General features: G+C 55.0%; 13 protein-coding genes. 9 read left to right on the top strand and 4 right to left on the bottom strand.

Annotation, left to right across the window (positions count from 1 at the left end; genetic code table 11):
• Positions 1 to 87 precede the first annotated feature (87 nt).
• The 4 genes from JG725_RS02915 to JG725_RS02900 form a co-directional block, all read right to left on the bottom strand.
• On the bottom strand, positions 88 to 2544 hold the full coding sequence (locus tag JG725_RS02915) for a putative virulence factor (protein ID WP_199376495.1): 2457 nt from the start codon (positions 2542 to 2544) through the stop codon (positions 88 to 90).
• Positions 2541 to 5528, bottom strand: a complete 2988-nt coding sequence (locus JG725_RS02910) for a virulence factor SrfB (RefSeq protein ID WP_199376493.1) — start codon at positions 5526 to 5528, stop codon at positions 2541 to 2543. The genes JG725_RS02915 and JG725_RS02910 overlap by 4 nt, the downstream gene beginning before the upstream one ends.
• The gene (locus JG725_RS02905; protein ID WP_199376491.1) at positions 5528 to 6922 is read right to left on the bottom strand and encodes an SrfA family protein; all 1395 of its coding nucleotides are present in this window, start codon (positions 6920 to 6922) and stop codon (positions 5528 to 5530) included. Before JG725_RS02905 ends, JG725_RS02910 begins: the two co-directional genes overlap by 1 nt.
• Positions 6923 to 7154: 232 nt before the next feature.
• Positions 7155 to 7424: a DUF3811 domain-containing protein gene (locus JG725_RS02900; RefSeq protein ID WP_172287603.1), complete on the bottom strand. Its 270-nt coding sequence runs from the start codon at positions 7422 to 7424 to the stop codon at positions 7155 to 7157.
• Positions 7425 to 7678: 254 nt separating this feature from the next.
• On the opposite strand from JG725_RS02900, the gene JG725_RS02895 reads away from it, so the two are divergent.
• The 9 genes from JG725_RS02895 (at position 7679) to JG725_RS02855 (ending at position 16789) form a co-directional block, all read left to right on the top strand.
• Positions 7679 to 8791 carry a 5-methyltetrahydropteroyltriglutamate--homocysteine S-methyltransferase gene (locus JG725_RS02895; RefSeq protein WP_172287604.1) on the top strand — a complete coding sequence of 371 codons (1113 nt, stop codon included), beginning with the start codon at positions 7679 to 7681 and terminating at the stop codon, positions 8789 to 8791.
• 476 nt (positions 8792 to 9267) lie between these two features.
• On the top strand, positions 9268 to 10782 hold the full coding sequence (locus JG725_RS02890) for an amidase (protein ID WP_199376489.1): 1515 nt from the start codon (positions 9268 to 9270) through the stop codon (positions 10780 to 10782).
• A gap of 199 nt (positions 10783 to 10981) precedes the next feature.
• Positions 10982 to 11974 carry an ABC transporter substrate-binding protein gene (locus tag JG725_RS02885; protein WP_199376487.1) on the top strand — a complete coding sequence of 331 codons (993 nt, stop codon included), beginning with the start codon at positions 10982 to 10984 and terminating at the stop codon, positions 11972 to 11974.
• Positions 11971 to 12987, top strand: coding sequence for an iron ABC transporter permease (locus JG725_RS02880; protein ID WP_199376485.1), 1017 nt, complete (start codon positions 11971 to 11973; stop codon positions 12985 to 12987). Before JG725_RS02885 ends, JG725_RS02880 begins: the two co-directional genes overlap by 4 nt.
• Positions 12984 to 13802, top strand: coding sequence for an ABC transporter ATP-binding protein (locus JG725_RS02875; RefSeq protein WP_172287612.1), 819 nt, complete (start codon positions 12984 to 12986; stop codon positions 13800 to 13802). The genes JG725_RS02880 and JG725_RS02875 overlap by 4 nt, the downstream gene beginning before the upstream one ends.
• A 113-nt stretch (positions 13803 to 13915) precedes the next feature.
• On the top strand, positions 13916 to 14827 hold the full coding sequence (locus JG725_RS02870) for a transporter (protein ID WP_199376483.1): 912 nt from the start codon (positions 13916 to 13918) through the stop codon (positions 14825 to 14827).
• 248 nt (positions 14828 to 15075) lie between these two features.
• Positions 15076 to 15759 carry a nitrile hydratase subunit beta gene (nthB, locus tag JG725_RS02865; RefSeq protein WP_172287614.1) on the top strand — a complete coding sequence of 228 codons (684 nt, stop codon included), beginning with the start codon at positions 15076 to 15078 and terminating at the stop codon, positions 15757 to 15759.
• 12 nt (positions 15760 to 15771) lie between these two features.
• Positions 15772 to 16383 (top strand): nitrile hydratase subunit alpha, encoded by a 612-nt coding sequence (nthA, locus tag JG725_RS02860; protein WP_172287616.1) that lies wholly within the window; start codon positions 15772 to 15774, stop codon positions 16381 to 16383.
• Positions 16384 to 16399: 16 nt separating this feature from the next.
• A complete protein-coding gene (locus JG725_RS02855) occupies positions 16400 to 16789 on the top strand; it encodes a nitrile hydratase accessory protein (protein WP_172287617.1) in 390 nt (129 codons plus the stop codon).
• The last annotated feature ends 337 nt before the right edge of the window (positions 16790 to 17126 follow it).

Here is a 17126-nt window from a genome sequence, read left to right as displayed (position 1 = left end):
TGAAATAATAGTTGAGTCTGAAGGCGAGTCAAATGGTTGCGGTTTTCCGTTGCCCCCGGCCTGACGGCAGGGGGCGGATGGAGAATATTACTTTTCGGCGGGCTTTATCACATTCAATATGGCACCCAATTGCTCGCGTTGTTCGGCGCTGACCTCACGTCCGGCAGCATATCCGGCATTTTGAACGATCATTTCATTAAGACCGACCAGCCAGTCGTAGATATAAAACGCCGTGTTGTTGATAGGGGTCGGCGCCAGCCTGGTCAGCCGTTGCGATGCGCCCCAATTCACCGCCTGTTTTACCGGTTTGGCGAAAATTTTATGTCCTCGATTTATACGGCTGGCAGGACGCAGCGCTTCATCCATCTGCTGAAATCCCAGCCAGGCGACAAAGTCGCCCAGCACGGTGAGAACGCGCGATACCTGGCGATCCGCTTTACTTTCACGATGTACGCTTAACTGTTCCGTATCCGCCAGCATGCTGACCAACGTGTCTTCGATGTTCAGCCGGATGCTGGCAGTGATAAGCTCTTCCGCCAGCAGTTCAATGGTCGCTTTGGCCACCCCCAGCAGTTCTACCAGCGGGGCGTTTTCCGGCAGGCTGCGCAGATGGTTGATCCAATAGCGGTAAACGAGGTGGGCGTATTCCGCTTCATAGCCATGATCGCGCGCCTGGAGCGGAGAGGCGGGTTGATCGACGTCGATAGGATCGTCAGCAAACAGATCGATGTCGATCCCGATGCCGAACGGCTCGGAACCGGTTAACGATGCGCCGGGTTCGTCGCTTTCCTGATGGTGGTGATAGCCGGGCTGAACCTGCTGTTTCAGGTAGAGGCGGCGCAATTCGTCGCGTGACGGCAATAAGCGCTCCAGCAATTCGCCATGTACGCCGGTGCGGGTTTGCAAGGCTTTAAGCAAGGTTTCGGCGATACGCTGCTTTTGGGCCGGATCGTCCGTACCCGCTGGCTGATACCAGTTGCCCAACAGGTTATCTCCCAGCTCACGCTGAATTTCGCTGAGTTGTTCGCTGATGCGCCCGAGTTTCACTTCGCGGTGAACTTCCGTACCCAGCCAGGCCGCCATCCGGCTTACGCCCCGTTTATCCATTGCCAGCATGGTGCCCCACGCATCGCCCGGGTTCCCGACATAGCGCTGAACCGCGGCGTCATGATTTTGCCCGTGGGTAATGCGTCGATCAAAGCGGGTTACGGCCCAGATCAATCCCGGTTTGCGACGACTGCGAACCTGCGTATTTTCGCCCTGAGTTTGTTTGACCCAGTAATCCAACGCCTTGCCGACGATTTTTACATCAGCGCGCTTGCCCGCGGCGGTGCAGACCATCAGCACATTCATTTCCTGATTATCGGTATAGCGTTCAAGCAGATAGGCGCGCTTGGCCCGCAGAAGCGTATGCGCCAATGGATGAATATCCATTTCGGTTTGTTGTGGGTCAGCCGAGTCGGGCGTATCACCGAAACCGGGAAAATCCAGTATATCGACCTGTTCAAACAGCGCTTCACGGGTAGGGGAATGCAAAGGGATCAATAATTCCGCCGCCAGCATCGTCAGTTCGGCCTGCGATAACTCCGCGGCTTTTCCCGCCCGTCCGTTCAATACCGGACGTACCGAAATACCGGTATCATTGACGGTGTTAAGGTGCGCCAACGTCGCCCCGTTAATAATTCCGTTCACGGGGCGCAGGGACTCATCCACTAACACCCGGATCGGAGCCAGTACCTTATGCGCGCCGGAAAGATGTTGCAGCGTGTGGGCGAAATGACGATAGGCCGCGGTCAGCGCCTGATGATCGCCCCACAATAGCGAGAACAATTGCGCGCGATCGTCAACGCTGAGGTAAGGCGCCAGATCGATGGCCACCGGCCAAAAATGCGTTTCCAGTTGCTTTTGCCGCTTAGCGTCATGGCGGGCCAGATAGTCCCACAATGCGACCACTTCATCGGCGCTCATTCCTGCAACCGGTTCTGGCTGACGGTGCATCAGCAGCGTTTTCAGATGTTCGCCGATGTACTGCTCATCCAGCTCCTCGAACGCTTTTTCCTGATTGAAATCGTGCAGAAAGGCGTTGGCGATAATCTTGCCGATATCCGCTTCGCTGAGCAGCAGCAACTGAACAGGGAAGGACTTATTTTTTACGCCGGCCTGACGGCTAAAACGGGTAACCAACGCGGCGGATTGATTTTCAGGGTTAATATGAGTAAGAAAATCAAGCTGTTGACCTTCAAGCGAGGTTTCCAGTTTACCATTCTCACCGCCGGCCAGGGCGGAGATCAGATAAGATTTTCCGGCCTGCGATAGACCAAAGAAACCAATGGCGATCTCTTTTAGCGATACGTCCGACAGGTGATTGGCTTTATTGCGGTGGCGGCGCAATTTAACCATCAGCCTGTCGGCTTCCATATCCAGCCGCGGCGCATTCTGCCGCGTGGTTTCAATCCAATCGATCGCCCGATCAACACCTTGCGCTACGGCCTGTAGCTGGCTATTGAGTCGGCTTGACAGTTGTTTGGGCGTTAATGGTTTCATTTTCTAAATACGCTCCCACTATCGATCCAATAATGGGTTGCTCCTGAGCCGTTAGCGGCTAATGTGTTCAATTTCAGCCGTAAATGTTGGGGGGGAACGCGAGTGCCATCGTCCAGAACGGCGTCGGCGATTTCAAAGCGTTCCGGACTGTGCCGATCGTCGCCGTTGTTCACGGCCAACTTGACGCGCAACACGCTATCGCCAACCACTTTTCTCGCCAGATCCTGATCGACAATCGACAGAATATACAGGGACGATGCGGGCCAGCGTTCATTGTCCAACTGACGGAAACCGAGGCAGAGCGATCCGCGCACCTGGAAGCTGTCGTTAGGATCGAGCGCAAAATCAGGATCGTCCAGATCGATCTCGCCGTAGTAGACATTGTCGGTGGTCAGCGCGTTATTGCTATCCATCATGCCCAGATAGCGCACGGTGGAATAGGGCTGGAAATCACCGACTTTAAAATAGAAGCCGGGCAAGCGCAGGTCGAGCGCCAATAGACAGAGCATGGCGCCGACCGCCGCGGTGGATTTCGGATTATCAATACGGCCGCGTTTGTTAAACGGATACCAGTCGTTGGTATGATAGCCGTCCAGCGACAGCATGCGGTTAATCGGCAGCGGCTGTAAATGCCGGAATAAGGCCTGGATACCGGGGAAACGGGAAGGGCGGCCGGTAAGCAACAATACATCGCAGGAGTAGAGCGAGACCACCTCGGACATTAAGCGCAGGTTTTGGGTGATATTCATGCGGTTGGATAGAAATTCCCCATGCAGCTTGCTTAATCTGAGAATAAGCGGCACCTGCAAAATATCAAACGAACTGTCGCCGGCCGGCAGTTCGCGCTGAACTTCGGTATTGATGTATTCCAACACTTTCTGCGTCGGTTGCTGTTCCAGCAGTTCGCCAAAGGCGGACTCTATTTCAGCGCTGACGTCCAGCGGATCGAAACGCTCATAGGCTTCCAGAATCGATCGGCCGATAGGAATGAAAATCTGTAACGTGACCTGCTGACGCAACGTGAGTTGCCCGTCTATGCGACCGTCGTTGCCGAACAACCTGGCCATCAACTCGTCGGGGCTGGCTATGCCGGCCGTTTTCAACGCCGCCTGTAACGCCGGTAAAACATAAAGCTGGATGACATCCAGCAGAATATCGTCGCCCGCAACCTTAAATCCTTCGCGGAACAGCAACCGTGGGATGATTTTGACATTACTGCCGATGCCGTCATCCAGTAAATATTGCGTGATAGCCAAATCCGTCGTACCGCCGCCGATATCAATAGACGCAATGCGTAATGTTTTACCGGCCGGCTCATCTGCGGACAACTCTTTATCCGGGCGCGCCATACTGGCAAAAAAATCTTCGGCGCGACCGCCGAAATTAACCTGCGCTTCGTTGTACAGATACACCATTTGCCCACAGGTCGCTTCATCCCACTCGATCTGTACATTCGGCACCGGAACACGGCTTTTCTGCTTATCTTCAGGCGTCGTGAAATCGTCATCCAACGGATGCCAGCCCATCGATTTCCATACCAGGGCAATCGCTTCATTCATCCGGCGCCGAAAAATTTCCCGCTCGGGTTTCGGCATTGCCGAGGGCAGGGTAAGAATGATGTTACGCAACTGACGCGGCGCCGTGGCGTGGATCATTTTCAGGCGCTGAGCCGCGCTGTTCATCTGCATCAAAGCCTGCAACAGCAGTTCGGACAGCATAAACGTCATCACTGAACTGCGGCTATAGTGTGGGGAAAAAACCGGCAAACGCGTCTCGAACGGCAGATCGTACAGCGGCTGACCTTCATCATTAAGCAAGATGGTCAGCGGCATGGCCGTCGCCAGAGGCTCGTTGAGGGTATCCGCTTCGGGCTGACTGAAACGCCAGCCCGGCGCATAACTCTCTTCATCCCACAGATAACGGCGCGGGCTGGAGATACCGGTCGATCCTTCCGCGCCCTGGCGTAACAGCGCCATGCGGCTGGCTTCACGGCCGACGCGGGTAATTGACGGCCAGATAAACGCATCATCGCGGCCGCTTTCAACGGAGAAGTTTTGCTTACCGAATTTAGCCTGGGCGAATTCAACCCGGCTTTCAAACAGCTCGTTATACAGGTAGTGCGGCGCGCTCAGGTCGCGCAGTTGCAATTCGTATGTCTGCTTTAATCCGTTGCTTTCATCGGCGTGGTCTTCAACTAAAATACCGCAGGTGTGCGAGTTGCCCACGTCCAGAATCAAATCGACGTTAACCGCCGGTTCCTGAAGCGTACTGGCGTTAATGCGTATTTCCGGCACGGATAGCTGATTGCCCAGCATATCCAGCAAATTCATGTAATGCGCCTGATACTCAAATCCCCTGAGCGCTATTTTAATCTCTCTTTCATTACGATTTTCCAGTCTACTCACCTGCTGAGTAAAGACTTCGCGCAGCCAGCCATCGACCCAGGTCAGATCAAGAAACTCGCCCAATTCATCACTGTGATAGGCCAGAGCAAAACTGCCTCCGGTTTTGATGTCGTTGACATTGGGCGCCAGGGATTCATATTCATGTCCCTCGGGATAAACTTTGGTATCAAAAGCCAGGCAAATCCGATGGGTGTTACCGTCCTGATCCGGCGTATCCAGCGCTAAAACCTGCACCCGCGCCCAGTTATCCGGCCCGCCCATAAAGGTGCGCGGCGGATTAAAACGGAAAAAGGGCAGCGGCAGCCAGATTTTTTCCAGTAGCTTCAACGATTGCGTAAGCGGAATGCTCAGCTCCGGCTTCACCACTTCAGGCGGCGCGCCCGCCGGCGACGGGAGTAAGTATTTATCCGTCTGCTGGTTATAGATCAGGCGCAGCAGCGGCCCGTTGGCGCTTTTGCGCACATAGGTATTCGGCAAGTCATCGGCCGGTTCCGGTTTTAGGGCGAAATCCAGAAATTGAATGCCGCTGTCCTGAATAAGCGTAATTCTCTGTTTATAATCGGTGATCGTCGCCAACATTATGATTTACTCTCGCGCTTTATCGTCATCGGGAAGACCGCATCAGCGTTATAGCGACCGATACACTCTGCAACGCCCGCCGAACCTTGTTTACATACCAGTTCGGGCATCTGGAATCTGGTGTTATCGCTGCACCGCGCCCGATATCGGCTGTTGATCACCAGATTGCCCGATCTCATCAATCCGGCCTCAATGTCCGCCCGGCACGTGACGCCATCGCCATGCGTGATCCTTGCCGTACCCTTGCCGTTCTTAATCTGATATCTCAGGCTTGGCGGGCGACCGGTCACGGTCAGCGGGGTTTTGGCGTCAACGGAAACCCGCCAGTTTCCGTTAAGGAAGTTGACCGATCCAATCCTTACCGCATCCGCCGGCATGACCAGTACGTCTTTGCTTACGGCGACAGCTGGAGCAGGGGGCTCCTGCGTGATTACCGGCTCCGGAACCGTCTCTTGTTCCGCTATGGGATCTTTCGGTTCGGTATCCGCCGGCGGCGTGGCGACGATGGGTTCAACCGGCGTCGGCGGCGCTTCAACAGGTTCAGTCACCGCGGCTTCCACAGGATTAGCGGTTTCGCTATCGGTAGACGCTTCAGGTTCAGGAGCGGCTTCACGCGCCGATGAAGGTAAGACGCGTTTTTCGGGTGTTGCCACTGCCGCGATCGGTATCGACTCGGCCGTGGCCTGGTGATCGGAGACGCATCCGCGGATCTGTAGAAACAGGATCGCTAATAAAGCGGCGGCGGGGAATAACCACCACAGGCGCAGCCACTGATTGGGGGAAGATGCTGCGACTTCCTGTTGTGGAATAGGGGGTTGCGGCTTGACTACCGGCTCAGACGGCGCGATCGGCGCAGCGGCAGGGGGCTCAACATTGACTGGCGCTGGCGCGAGAATAGGCTCCGCGTCTTTTAGCGCCAGACGTAAACAATCCAGCGCATCCGCCCGGGATTTTTTATCGAGATTGACAAAGCCCCAGAAGGTCAATACCGGTTTGCCATCCACCAGATAAACATGGTTCGAACCGGGGAACTGAATGGCTTTCGCCAGTAACACCCCAAAAAGCTTTTGACCGGGTTTTTCTGCGTTTTGCGCCTGTTGGCTGATCTCAGCGACGGCCGACTGATAGGTTTCCAACAGCTTTAACGCTACGGCGCGTTCCTCTTCACTGGCGGCAATCCAGGATGTTACCTTGCCTTCAATCGGCGAGTACCAGTCAATGCGATCGCCAGCTTCGTTAGGTTGGGGGATGGCCAGACAATCCGCAATCTGTTGTTGTTTCCTGAGACGTAATGTTTCCCGTAACTGAAGCGCTGATGCATAAACTGGCTGTCCATTTTCGCCCAGAGCCAGAAAATCATCCAAACTCCCGCTACGTAAAAATAATTTTGCCACGCAAAAGAGACCTTTTGTAATAGATGCCTAAGGCAGAAAATAGAGTGTAATCTGCGACAGGGTATACTTTAGTGCTAATGATGGCGAATCAAACGCTTAAAGAAGGGGCAAAACTAACAAATATTTAAGGCATAGACCGCGTGTTTTCCGTCACACGCCCTAATACGTTGTTGACTCAGGCGCGGAGATACCGTCGCCTGAGTCGATTATTTCCACTAAACCGCCGGATGCTCTAACGGCGCGGCCCGCGTAAATTGGTGCTGGACGACCATTCATAGGTAGCGGCTATATCAGGTTTAAATTTGTTCTTTTTTTTCTCGGCGCGGGCTTGTCTGGCGATAGCTTCCCGTTCTTTCATCAGCTTATCGATGTAATCGTCTTTGATATGATTACTTTCAGAATTAGTCAGCGGACGGCCGTGTTTTTTTCTTTCCTGATCGAGCAGCGTTTTCAGTTGACGTTGTTCACTTTCCGTCATGTCTTTTTGCGTCAGTCTTGGCATAGGTATCGGCCTGATTGAGGGCTGGAAGTTTCATTGTAGAGGAAAACCGCGCCGCGCTCAGGAAAATCATAACGGCTGATAAACAATTGGCTTCTAAGTGGCTTTAAATTAAGGCAAACTGACCATCGGGGTTTGGCGGGAAATTCCTTACAGGCCTCTAACAAACATCGCTATTTCTTATGAAACAATGGTCGTGTAGTCCCCATTGTTTGTTCGCTTAAATTTATAAATCATATTCGGATCAACATTCAGCTATGCAAGATATCGCTTTCCGCGCCGACGTCGTCGGCAGTTTTCTCCGTCCGGCAGTGCTCAAGCAGGCACGTGCCGATTTTCAGGCCGGCAAGATCTCTGAAGACGAACTTCGCCGTGTCGAAGACGAGGCCATCATCGATCTGGTCGCCAAGCAGAAAGCCGCTGGCCTTAAAGCGGTCACCGACGGCGAGTTCCGCCGCACCATGTGGCACTCGGACTTTTTCTGGGGCTTCGACGGCATTGAGCGCAAGTCGTCGGACTACCGCGTAAAGTTCAATGAAGTCACCACGAAATTTGATACCTCGCGCATTGTCGGCAAGATACGCTTTAGCCGCCATCCGTTTATCGAGCACTTCAAATTCCTGAAATCCATTGCCGGCGACGATGTCATTGCGCGCCAGACCATTCCTTCGCCATCGCAGTGCTATTGGGAATTCTTCCGTCCTGACAACTTGCAGGAAACGCTTCAGCAATATCCCGACCTGACCGAACTACAGCAAGATATTATCCAGGCTTACCGCGATGTGGTTCGGGCCTTTTATGATGCCGGCTGTCGCCATTTACAGTTTGACGACTGCACATGGGGTTTCCTGGTCGATCCTAAGAAATTCAATGAAATGAAAGGACTGGATGTCGATTTTGAGACAGTCGCCCAGCTTTACCTGGACATCAACAACCAGGTTCTCGCCGACAAGCCGGCCGATATGGTGATCAACACGCACATCTGTCGGGGAAATTACTCGTCAGACTGGTGGACCTCCGGCGGCTACGAGCCGGTCGCGCCATATGTACTCAACAAAGAAAATGTCGATGCGTTCTATCTGGAGTACGACACCGATCGGGCCGGCGGTTTCCAACCGTTGGAAAAAGTGGGCGAGGGTAAAACCGTGGTTCTGGGGCTGGTAACCTCAAAGTCGCCGGTACTTGAAGATAAAGAACAACTCAAAGCACGTATCCGCGAAGCGTCAAAATTCGTTCCGCTTAAACACCTGTGCTTAAGCCCGCAATGTGGTTTCGCCTCCAACGAAGAAGGCAATATGCTGACTGAAGAAGATCAGTGGGCCAAAATCCGACTTATCGTCGAGGTTGCCAATGAGGTCTGGGGTGAATAAGACCGTACGGGGATACTGAGCCAAGAGAGATAGAGGCGGGTGGAAAACCTGTCTCTATTCTCTATTTATAAAAGGTAAGAAGCGTTCTTTGCCCATGAAGTTAATTTAACATAATATACATTATGCGAACCAAGATAAGAATGGGCGGAAACTGGCGCTCCCGGTGCTGTCATTGTGTTGATACGCTGAATCAAACACCACTTCCTCAGTGCCATCATCATGCCGGATAATCAGGTCTTTCAATTACGTCAGTCATTCTCCCCGAAACTTTATAAACCATACACACCGCAAAACCCCATTTAAATCAAACATCGAGACATCCGCGGCTAAATGACCTTTTCAGCAAAACGTCTGTCCGTGTGAGGCAAGCACGCTGCGGATTCCCCCTACATAGTATCAATAGATTATCAGCCCGGTTTTGGCACTGATACCAACGTTTTCACCTATCTGCCAAGCGACAATAATGAGGAAATGCCATGGCTATTGAACGCCCTAGTCTTGAAGAACTGCAACAGATCGCCGGCCGATTGCACATTCAGCTTTCACCGGAGCTGGCCAGTGAATATCTGGCGCTGATGCAAGCGAATTTCGACGCCTATGACCTGATTGACGAACTGCCTGATGATATCCCCGAGGTGCGTTATCCACGCGACGCAGGTTATCGGCCCAAGGAAACGGAAAATCCTTATAACGCCTGGTACTACAAAACCGAAGTGAAAGGCGCCGACGGCGGCAAGCTGGCTGGCCGTACCATCGCGATCAAGGATAACGTTGCGCTGGCCGGCGTACCGATGATGAATGGCACATCGACGCTGGAAGGATTCGTACCGTCCTATGACGCCACCGTCGTCACCCGACTGCTGGATGCCGGCGCCACTATCCTCGGCAAGGCTACCTGCGAGCACTTTTGTCTTTCTGGCGGCAGCCATACCTCCGATCCGGGGCCCGTACACAACCCCAACCGTCACGGCTACTCCTCCGGCGGTTCTTCATCCGGAAGCGCCGCACTGGTTGCCGCCGGTGAGGTTGATATGGCTATCGGCTGCGATCAGGGCGGCTCCATTCGCATCCCCTCGTCGTTTTGCGGCACCTACGGTATGAAACCGACCCACGGTTTAGTGCCTTACACGGGCATTATGCCTATTGAGGCCACCGTGGATCATGCCGGTCCGATCACCGGCAATGTGCGCGATAATGCCTTGATGCTTGAAGTTATCGCCGGTGCCGACGGGCTCGATCCCCGTCAGTACGCGCCGTCGGTTCAGAACTACAGCGAATTTTTAGGACGCGGCGTCGATGGCCTGAAGATCGGTATTGTGACGGAGGGGTTCCAGTTGGCCAATCTGGATCCGCGCGTCGCCGCCAAAGTCCGCGAGGCCATTGCTCGCCTTGAGTTTCTGGGCGCGACGGTGGGTGAAATATCGCTGCCCGAACACAGTCTGGCCGGCGCGCTCTGGACCCCGATCGGATGCGAAGGACTGACCGCGCAGATGATGCACGGCAATGGCATGGGATTTAACTGGGCCGGTCAGTATGATGTGGCGCTGCTGGATAAACAGGCGCAATGGCGCGCCAACGCCGATGCCCTTTCCGCTTCGCTCAAAATCTGTATGTTCGTTGGTCAGTATGGTCTGGATCGCTACCACGGGCGCTACTACGCCAAAGCCCAGAACATCGCGCGCCGGGCTCGTGCCGGCTATGACCGCGCGCTGGCAAGTTATGACCTGCTGGTCATGCCAACAGTTCCGATCGTCGCCCAACCGCTGCCGGAACCCGGCTGTTCGGTGACCGACTATATCGCCCGTGCGTTTGAAATGATCGGCAATACGGCGGCGCAGGACATTACCGGTCACCCTGCCATGTCCCTTCCCTGCGGCCTGGTTGATGGCCTACCCGTGGGGATGATGCTGGTTGGCCGTCATTATGCCGAAGGCACCATCTATCAGGCGGCGGCGGCGTTCGAAACGGAAGGCGACTGGCGCACGTTCTAAAATCCGCCACGGCAAGGCCGACAGGTCTTGCCGTGGCTTGAAACGTTTTATCGAATGGCCGCATCCGTAAGTTACTGTGTTTTATGGAGATAATATGTCGCAATATGCACCGCTTTTTTCAGCTTTCCGGTCATGCCCTCTCGCCCTCCGCGCTCTGTATCCCCGCAAGATTCGTCCCCTAAGTCGTTGGCCCCTGCTGATGCTCTTGGCGGGTTCCGGGTTTTCTTCTTTTACCTACGCCGCCGCCACTCACTACCCGCTGACTGTCGAAAACTGCGGTCACATGCTTACTTTCCAGCGCGCGCCGACGAAGGCGGTAACCATCGGTCAGACCGGCAGCGAGATGTTGTATGCGCTGGGTCTGGGCGACAAACTGGTGGGAACCTCGCTCTGGTTTAATGACATTTTGCCGCAATACAAAGCGCAAAACGATAAGGTCCCGCGACTTGCCGACAACGCCCCGGGTTTCGAGACCGTGATTGAAAAACGTCCGGAATTGGTGGCGGTGCAATTTGAATGGATGGTCGGCCCGCAAGGCGCAGTGGGTACTCGTCAGCAATTTCATGAATTACATATCCCCACCTACCTTATGCCCGCCGACTGCGAAGGTAAAAACAATTTGATTGGCGCCGACGGCACACGTCTGGAAACGTTCAATATTGAAAGCATCTATAAAAGCATCCGCCAGTTGGCGGCGATTTTCGATGTTCAGGCGCGCGGCACGCAGCTTATTGATGAACTCCAGGCCAGCCTGTCCGAAACCAAAGCGATGTTGCAGCATAAAGATTTAAGCAATATCAGCGCGTTATTCTGGTTCTCCAGTTCGGATCTGAACAGCGATCCTTTTGTCGCCGGGCGCAAAGGTATCCCCGATTTCATGCTCAATACGCTGGGCGTACGCAATATTGTTCAGTCCGACGAAGAATGGCCGACGGTAGGCTGGGAGACCATCGCCAAAGCCAACCCCACTTTTCTGATCGTTGCGCGCATGGATCGGCGTCGTTTCCCTGCCGATGATTACCGCAAGAAACTGGCGTTTCTTCAGCATGATCCGGTCACCCGTAATATGGACGCGGTCAAGAATAACCGCATCATTATCCTTGACGCCGAAGCCATGCACGCCAGCCTGAGAATGTTCAACGGCCTGGAGACGCTCGCATCATCCATCGTCAATGCAGATATGCCGGAATGACAGGGAAACTGATCGCGAGTCTGCTGGCCTGCCTGTTACTGCCGATGGCGATACTGGCGGGTATCGCCATCGGTGAGACATCGATTAACCCTGCGGTGGTTATGCAGGTGCTCGCCAATAAGCTGTGGTCGGCCGGCTATATACTGGATCCGATAGACGAAGGCATTGTCTGGAACTATCGGCTGACGCGCGCGCTGGTCGCCGGCGCCTGTGGCGCAGGTCTGGCTACCTGCGGCGTCATTCTGCAATCCCTGCTGCGCAACCCGCTGGCTGATCCCTACTTGCTCGGCATCTCCGCCGGCGCCTCGACCGGCGCGGTTTTGGTTGCATTATTTGGTTTGGGGGCCGGCTACCTTTCTCTCTCCGGGGGCGCGTTTATCGGCGCCATCGCCGCCTTTTCTCTGGTAACGCTACTGGCCAGAGCTGGCGGAACCGCCGCACCCACAACGCAGATTATCCTGGCGGGCATTGCCGGTTCGCAACTGTTCAATGCGCTCACCGCATTTTTAATCACCAAGTCCGCCAGTTCCGAACAGGCGCGCGGCATTATGTTTTGGCTGCTGGGTAGCCTCAGCGGAGTACGCTGGCCATCCGTGTGGCTCGCGGTTCCCGCATCATTGGTAGGGCTGCTCGTCTGCCTGTGGCACCGCAGAGCGCTTGACGCATTCACCTTCGGCGTCGATTCGGCGGCGGGGCTGGGCATCTCGGTACGACGGATACAACTGCTGCTGATCGGTTGCGCCGCGTTGGTGACCGCCGTCATGGTTTCCATCGTCGGCTCTATCGGTTTTGTCGGACTGGTGATCCCTCATGCGGTTCGCCTGCTGGCGGGAACCCGGCACGCTCGGTTGCTGCCGCTCAGCGCGCTAAGCGGCGCGCTGTTCTTGATCGCCGCCGATATCCTCTCCCGCACGTTAATTAAAGGCCAGGTAATACCCGTCGGGGTCATCACGGCCCTGGTCGGCGCCCCGGTATTCGCTCTGATCCTGATGGGCAGAAGGAAAACAAGATGATCGCCGCAAAACCGCTAACAGAACACATTGTACTGCGTTGCTCAAATCTGGGTTTCAAAGCCGGTAATACCCTGCTGCTGCAAGATGTCGAACTGGCCGTACGCCGTGGAGAAACCCTCGGCATCGTCGGCCCCAATGGCTCAGGCAAATCAACCCTACTCAAACTGCTCGGCGGTTTGCGTATTCCCAGCGCCGGAACCCTCTGGCTTGATGAGAAAAAAATGCAACACTGGCCTCGCCGGCATATTGCCCGCGAGCTGGCTATGGTCGAACAACAGGCCGATACCGATGACGCTATCAGCGTATTCGATGTCGTCGCGTTGGGGCGTACGCCGTGGCTGTCGGCATTACATCCCTGGTCGCAGGACGAGGATGCCATCGTCTGGCAGGCTCTGCGCGACGTCGGCGCCGCTCATCTCGGCAACAGGCGTTGGAACAGCCTTTCAGGCGGCGAACGCCAACGCGTGCATATTGCCCGAGCTCTGGCGCAGCGTCCGCAAATTCTCCTGCTGGATGAGCCTGGCAACCATCTGGATATCCAGCATCAATTGGATATTTTGCAACTGGTTCATGACCTGCCCGTGACCACCTTGATTGCCTTGCACGATCTCAACCAGGCGCTTGTATGCGATCGGCTGGCCGTGCTGGATCGTGGTCGGCTGGTCGCTCTGGGGCCGCCGCTTGAGGTTTTGACGCCACAATGTTTGCTCAATACATTCGGCGTCCGCGTCCATTATCTGACCGACCCGTTCGACGGCGCGGTTTTACTGCGGTTTAAGCAAAATGATGGCGGCGGGTTGTCCCTATCGCAATAGTGAATGTCCCATACAGCAAAGCGTAATAAGACAAATCTCCCTATTTTGATTTCACGGCACCTGGTGCCTTTACCGTAAGTACGCGATTAAGAACAATCACTGGGGAGTTTACGATGAATCATCTGGATAATAAGCAATTGTCTTCGAGCGGCGCCGGGCCCAAGCTGGCGGCGCTCGGCCTATTGATGGCGGCGCTGGCACCGCTAAGCGCCCAGGCGATTGATGTTGATGCCGCCGACTTTGTGCCGGCGCCGGCGGGCACCACCGCCGGTTTGCTCTACCTGCAACACGCCGAGCGCGATCGCTTTTATGCCCAGGGACGTGAAACCTTGCGGGATCCGCGGCTGGTTTCCAATGTCGGCATCGCCAGGCTGATTCACTACACTGACGTGGGCGGGCTAACCGTCGCGCCGCAAATACTGGTGCCTTTCGGTCGTCTGGCGGCCAGCCGCGATACCAGCGCCCTGGGCGATACTCGCGGTGTGGGCGACGTCATCGTGACGGCCCCGACCTGGCTGGTCAACGATCCCCAGTCGCGTACCTACTTCGCTCTGGCGCCTTACCTGTATTTGCCGGTCGGAAGCTATGACAAAAACCGGTCGCTAAATATGGGCGAGAACCGCTGGAAGTTCAACCTACAGGCCGGGCTGGTGAAAGGCTTTACCGATAACTGGTTTATCGACATAACCGCCGATGCCATGTTCCACGGCAGGAACGACGACTATGGCGCATCCGGCGCCACGCTCAAACAGGATCCGCTCTATCAGGGGCAAGCCTATCTGCGTTATCAGTTCACGCCTACGGCGAATGCCTTCGTCGGGCTGTCCCAGAACTGGGGAGGCAAGACCAGGGTAAATGGCGTAACCAATGATGATGCCGCCGAACAACGTAAATTCAGCGTCGGCGGCAGCTACTTCGTTACCCCTAAAACCCAACTGCTGGTCGCCGCGGGGCGCGATATCAAAGTGGAGAATGGCTTCAAGGAAGACGCCCGCATCAACTTCAGAGTGATGCAGGTATTTTAAGCCGGATTAAGGTGATTGCAGGAAAATGCGGCGTATCCGGAACGGATCTCCCTTGTTATCGTCGGCGCCTGTCCTTGTCAGCCTATCCGATGTCCGGTACAGCAAAGCAGGCGGCAGGCAATCACCTTATCTTTCCTTTATCGCGGTTTTCGATGCCTTTTCTTGCGGGAATACGCCCGCTTCTGGCTGGCCGTTACCGGGGCGGTCGCCAGCAAAAATCCCAATCCCGATGTTATCGAGGGGGTTACATGAACGGAGTACACGACATTGGCGGTATGGACGGCATGGGGCCGGTGGGACCGACCAAGTGGGAGCCGGTCTATCATGCGCCGTGGGAAAAGGCGGCCTATGCGCTGTTTCCTTTTGCGGCGCGCGCAGGGATGTTCGGACTCGACGAGTTCCGCTGCCATCTTGAGAAACTGCATCCGCTCCACTACCTGACGGCGTTCTACTATGAACACTGGGTCGATGCAACCGAACAAATCGGAGAGAAAAAAGGCTACTGGACTCAGGATGAGCTCGACAAGCGTACCGAATACTATCTGCAATATCCTGAGGTTCCGCTGCCCCCCAATAACGATCCCGAACTGGTTCAATTCGCCGAATGGGCGGTACGCAATGGCTTTTCGACCGCGCGTCAACTGGATACCGAACCTAAATTCAAGATTGGCGATCGGGTGACGGTCGACGCCAGCGTACCGAAACTCCACACGCGGCGAGCAGGCTATGTGCGTGGACGCACGGGCGAAATCATCATGTGTCACGGCGCGCACGTTTATCCGGATACGACCGGTAACGGCCTGCCTGAAACATCGGAACACCTTTACACGCTCCGCTTTACCAACGAGGAACTGTATGGCGCCGAAGCGGCCGAGCCGAACGGCGCCGTTTGCACCGACGCCTGGGAACCCTACCTTACTTTGGCCAAATAAGGAATTGCCGTTATGACACGAGTTAGCCTTGCTTACACCCCGAAAACCGAGGAGGAGATCGCCGCCCGCGTTAAGGCGATTGAATCCATCCTGATAGAAAAGGGTCTGATGTCCGAGGCCGGGGTCAATAAATTCGCCGAGCTTTATGAAAACGAGGTCGGGCCGCATCTGGGCGCCAAGGTGGTAGCCAGAGCCTGGACCGATCCGGCGTTCAAGCAACGTCTGCTGGCGGATGCGACCAAAGCCTGTCAGGAATTGGGCATCGGCGGTCTACAGGGCGAACATATGATTGCCCTGGAATGCACCGATACGGTACATCACGTTATCGTCTGTACCCTTTGCTCCTGCTATCCCTGGCCGGTGCTCGGCATGCCGCCGAACTGGTATAAATCGATGCCCTATCGTTCGCGGATCGTTCGGGAGCCGCGTAAAGTCCTGAGCGAGGATTTTCATTTTGAACTTCCCCTTTCGACCGAAATACGGGTGTGGGATTCCAATTCAGAGATCCGCTATTGGGTGTTGCCTAAACGTCCGGCGAATACCGAAGGCATGAGCGAAGAGCAACTCGCCGCGCTGGTGAACCGCGATGCGCTGATCGGCACCGGACAGGTAACGGCCGCCTAACCCTATCGGAGAACCTATGACCACTCTCATCAGCAAGGATAATAACGAACTGGCAGCGGTGTTAAATCGCCGCGAAGGACAGGCGCCATTCAACAAACCCTGGGAATTGCGGGTCTTTGCCATCGCCGTGGCGGCCTGTGAGGCCGGCGAGTTCGAATGGGCCGAGTTTCAGGAAGCCCTGACGGAAGTAATAAAACAGTGGGAGGCCGCGAATCCCGGCTTTACCCAGGACGACTGGAGCTATTACGAGCATTTCGTCATCGCCCTGGAAGTGGTGCTGGCCAGCCATGGCAAGCTGTCGGAAGACGGCTTGGATCAGCGTGCGCAGGTGATCCTTGAGACGCCGGTACATAAACACCATGTGGCGAAATACGATCCCATCATGATCGATCCGGCACGCATCTGATTGCCCGACCGGTTGTAAAAACGTTCGCGTATGGAACGGGGCCTTGCCCTGTTCCATACGATGACCGCCGTTGAATCACCGCTATTTTCCCGCCATTTTTCATTTCTGAGTCTGTCCCGACGTCGCATCGATCCCAGTGAATTTACCTGATTGCCCTCTTCCGGCGGAAACCATTGCACTACAAAAGAGCGCCTGCGCCAAATTGAATCAGATAAGTTTACTTATCCTATTGATTTTTATTAATAAAATATTGGAATGGTTTTTGCTTATATTCATCGTCAGGAGGATCAGGCTGTTTCAGTTGGATTTTTCCGGAGTCACTGCACGATGAGGGTTA

The sequence above is a fragment of the Brenneria sp. L3-3C-1 genome, from assembly GCF_016456245.1.
In the GTDB taxonomy this organism is placed as follows: Bacteria; Pseudomonadota; Gammaproteobacteria; order Enterobacterales; family Enterobacteriaceae; genus Brenneria.
The sequence above is the reverse complement of the archived record's forward strand: the minus strand, read 5'-3'. Positions and strand labels throughout refer to the sequence as shown.

What these genes read in the sequence shown, in the direction of transcription:
- JG725_RS02895 (WP_172287604.1), top strand. Translation starts at nt 7,679, where the DNA reads ATGCAAGATATCGCTTTCCGCGCCGACGTCGTCGGCAGTTTTCTCCGT.
- JG725_RS02910 (WP_199376493.1), bottom strand. Translation starts at nt 5,528, where the DNA reads ATGTTGGCGACGATCACCGATTATAAACAGAGAATTACGCTTATTCAG.
- JG725_RS02885 (WP_199376487.1), top strand. Translation starts at nt 10,982, where the DNA reads ATGCTCTTGGCGGGTTCCGGGTTTTCTTCTTTTACCTACGCCGCCGCC.
- JG725_RS02900 (WP_172287603.1), bottom strand. Translation starts at nt 7,424, where the DNA reads ATGCCAAGACTGACGCAAAAAGACATGACGGAAAGTGAACAACGTCAA.
- nthA (WP_172287616.1), top strand. Translation starts at nt 15,772, where the DNA reads ATGACACGAGTTAGCCTTGCTTACACCCCGAAAACCGAGGAGGAGATC.
- JG725_RS02890 (WP_199376489.1), top strand. Translation starts at nt 9,268, where the DNA reads ATGGCTATTGAACGCCCTAGTCTTGAAGAACTGCAACAGATCGCCGGC.
- JG725_RS02855 (WP_172287617.1), top strand. Translation starts at nt 16,400, where the DNA reads ATGACCACTCTCATCAGCAAGGATAATAACGAACTGGCAGCGGTGTTA.
- JG725_RS02880 (WP_199376485.1), top strand. Translation starts at nt 11,971, where the DNA reads ATGACAGGGAAACTGATCGCGAGTCTGCTGGCCTGCCTGTTACTGCCG.
- nthB (WP_172287614.1), top strand. Translation starts at nt 15,076, where the DNA reads ATGAACGGAGTACACGACATTGGCGGTATGGACGGCATGGGGCCGGTG.
- JG725_RS02875 (WP_172287612.1), top strand. Translation starts at nt 12,984, where the DNA reads ATGATCGCCGCAAAACCGCTAACAGAACACATTGTACTGCGTTGCTCA.
- JG725_RS02870 (WP_199376483.1), top strand. Translation starts at nt 13,916, where the DNA reads ATGAATCATCTGGATAATAAGCAATTGTCTTCGAGCGGCGCCGGGCCC.
- JG725_RS02915 (WP_199376495.1), bottom strand. Translation starts at nt 2,544, where the DNA reads ATGAAACCATTAACGCCCAAACAACTGTCAAGCCGACTCAATAGCCAG.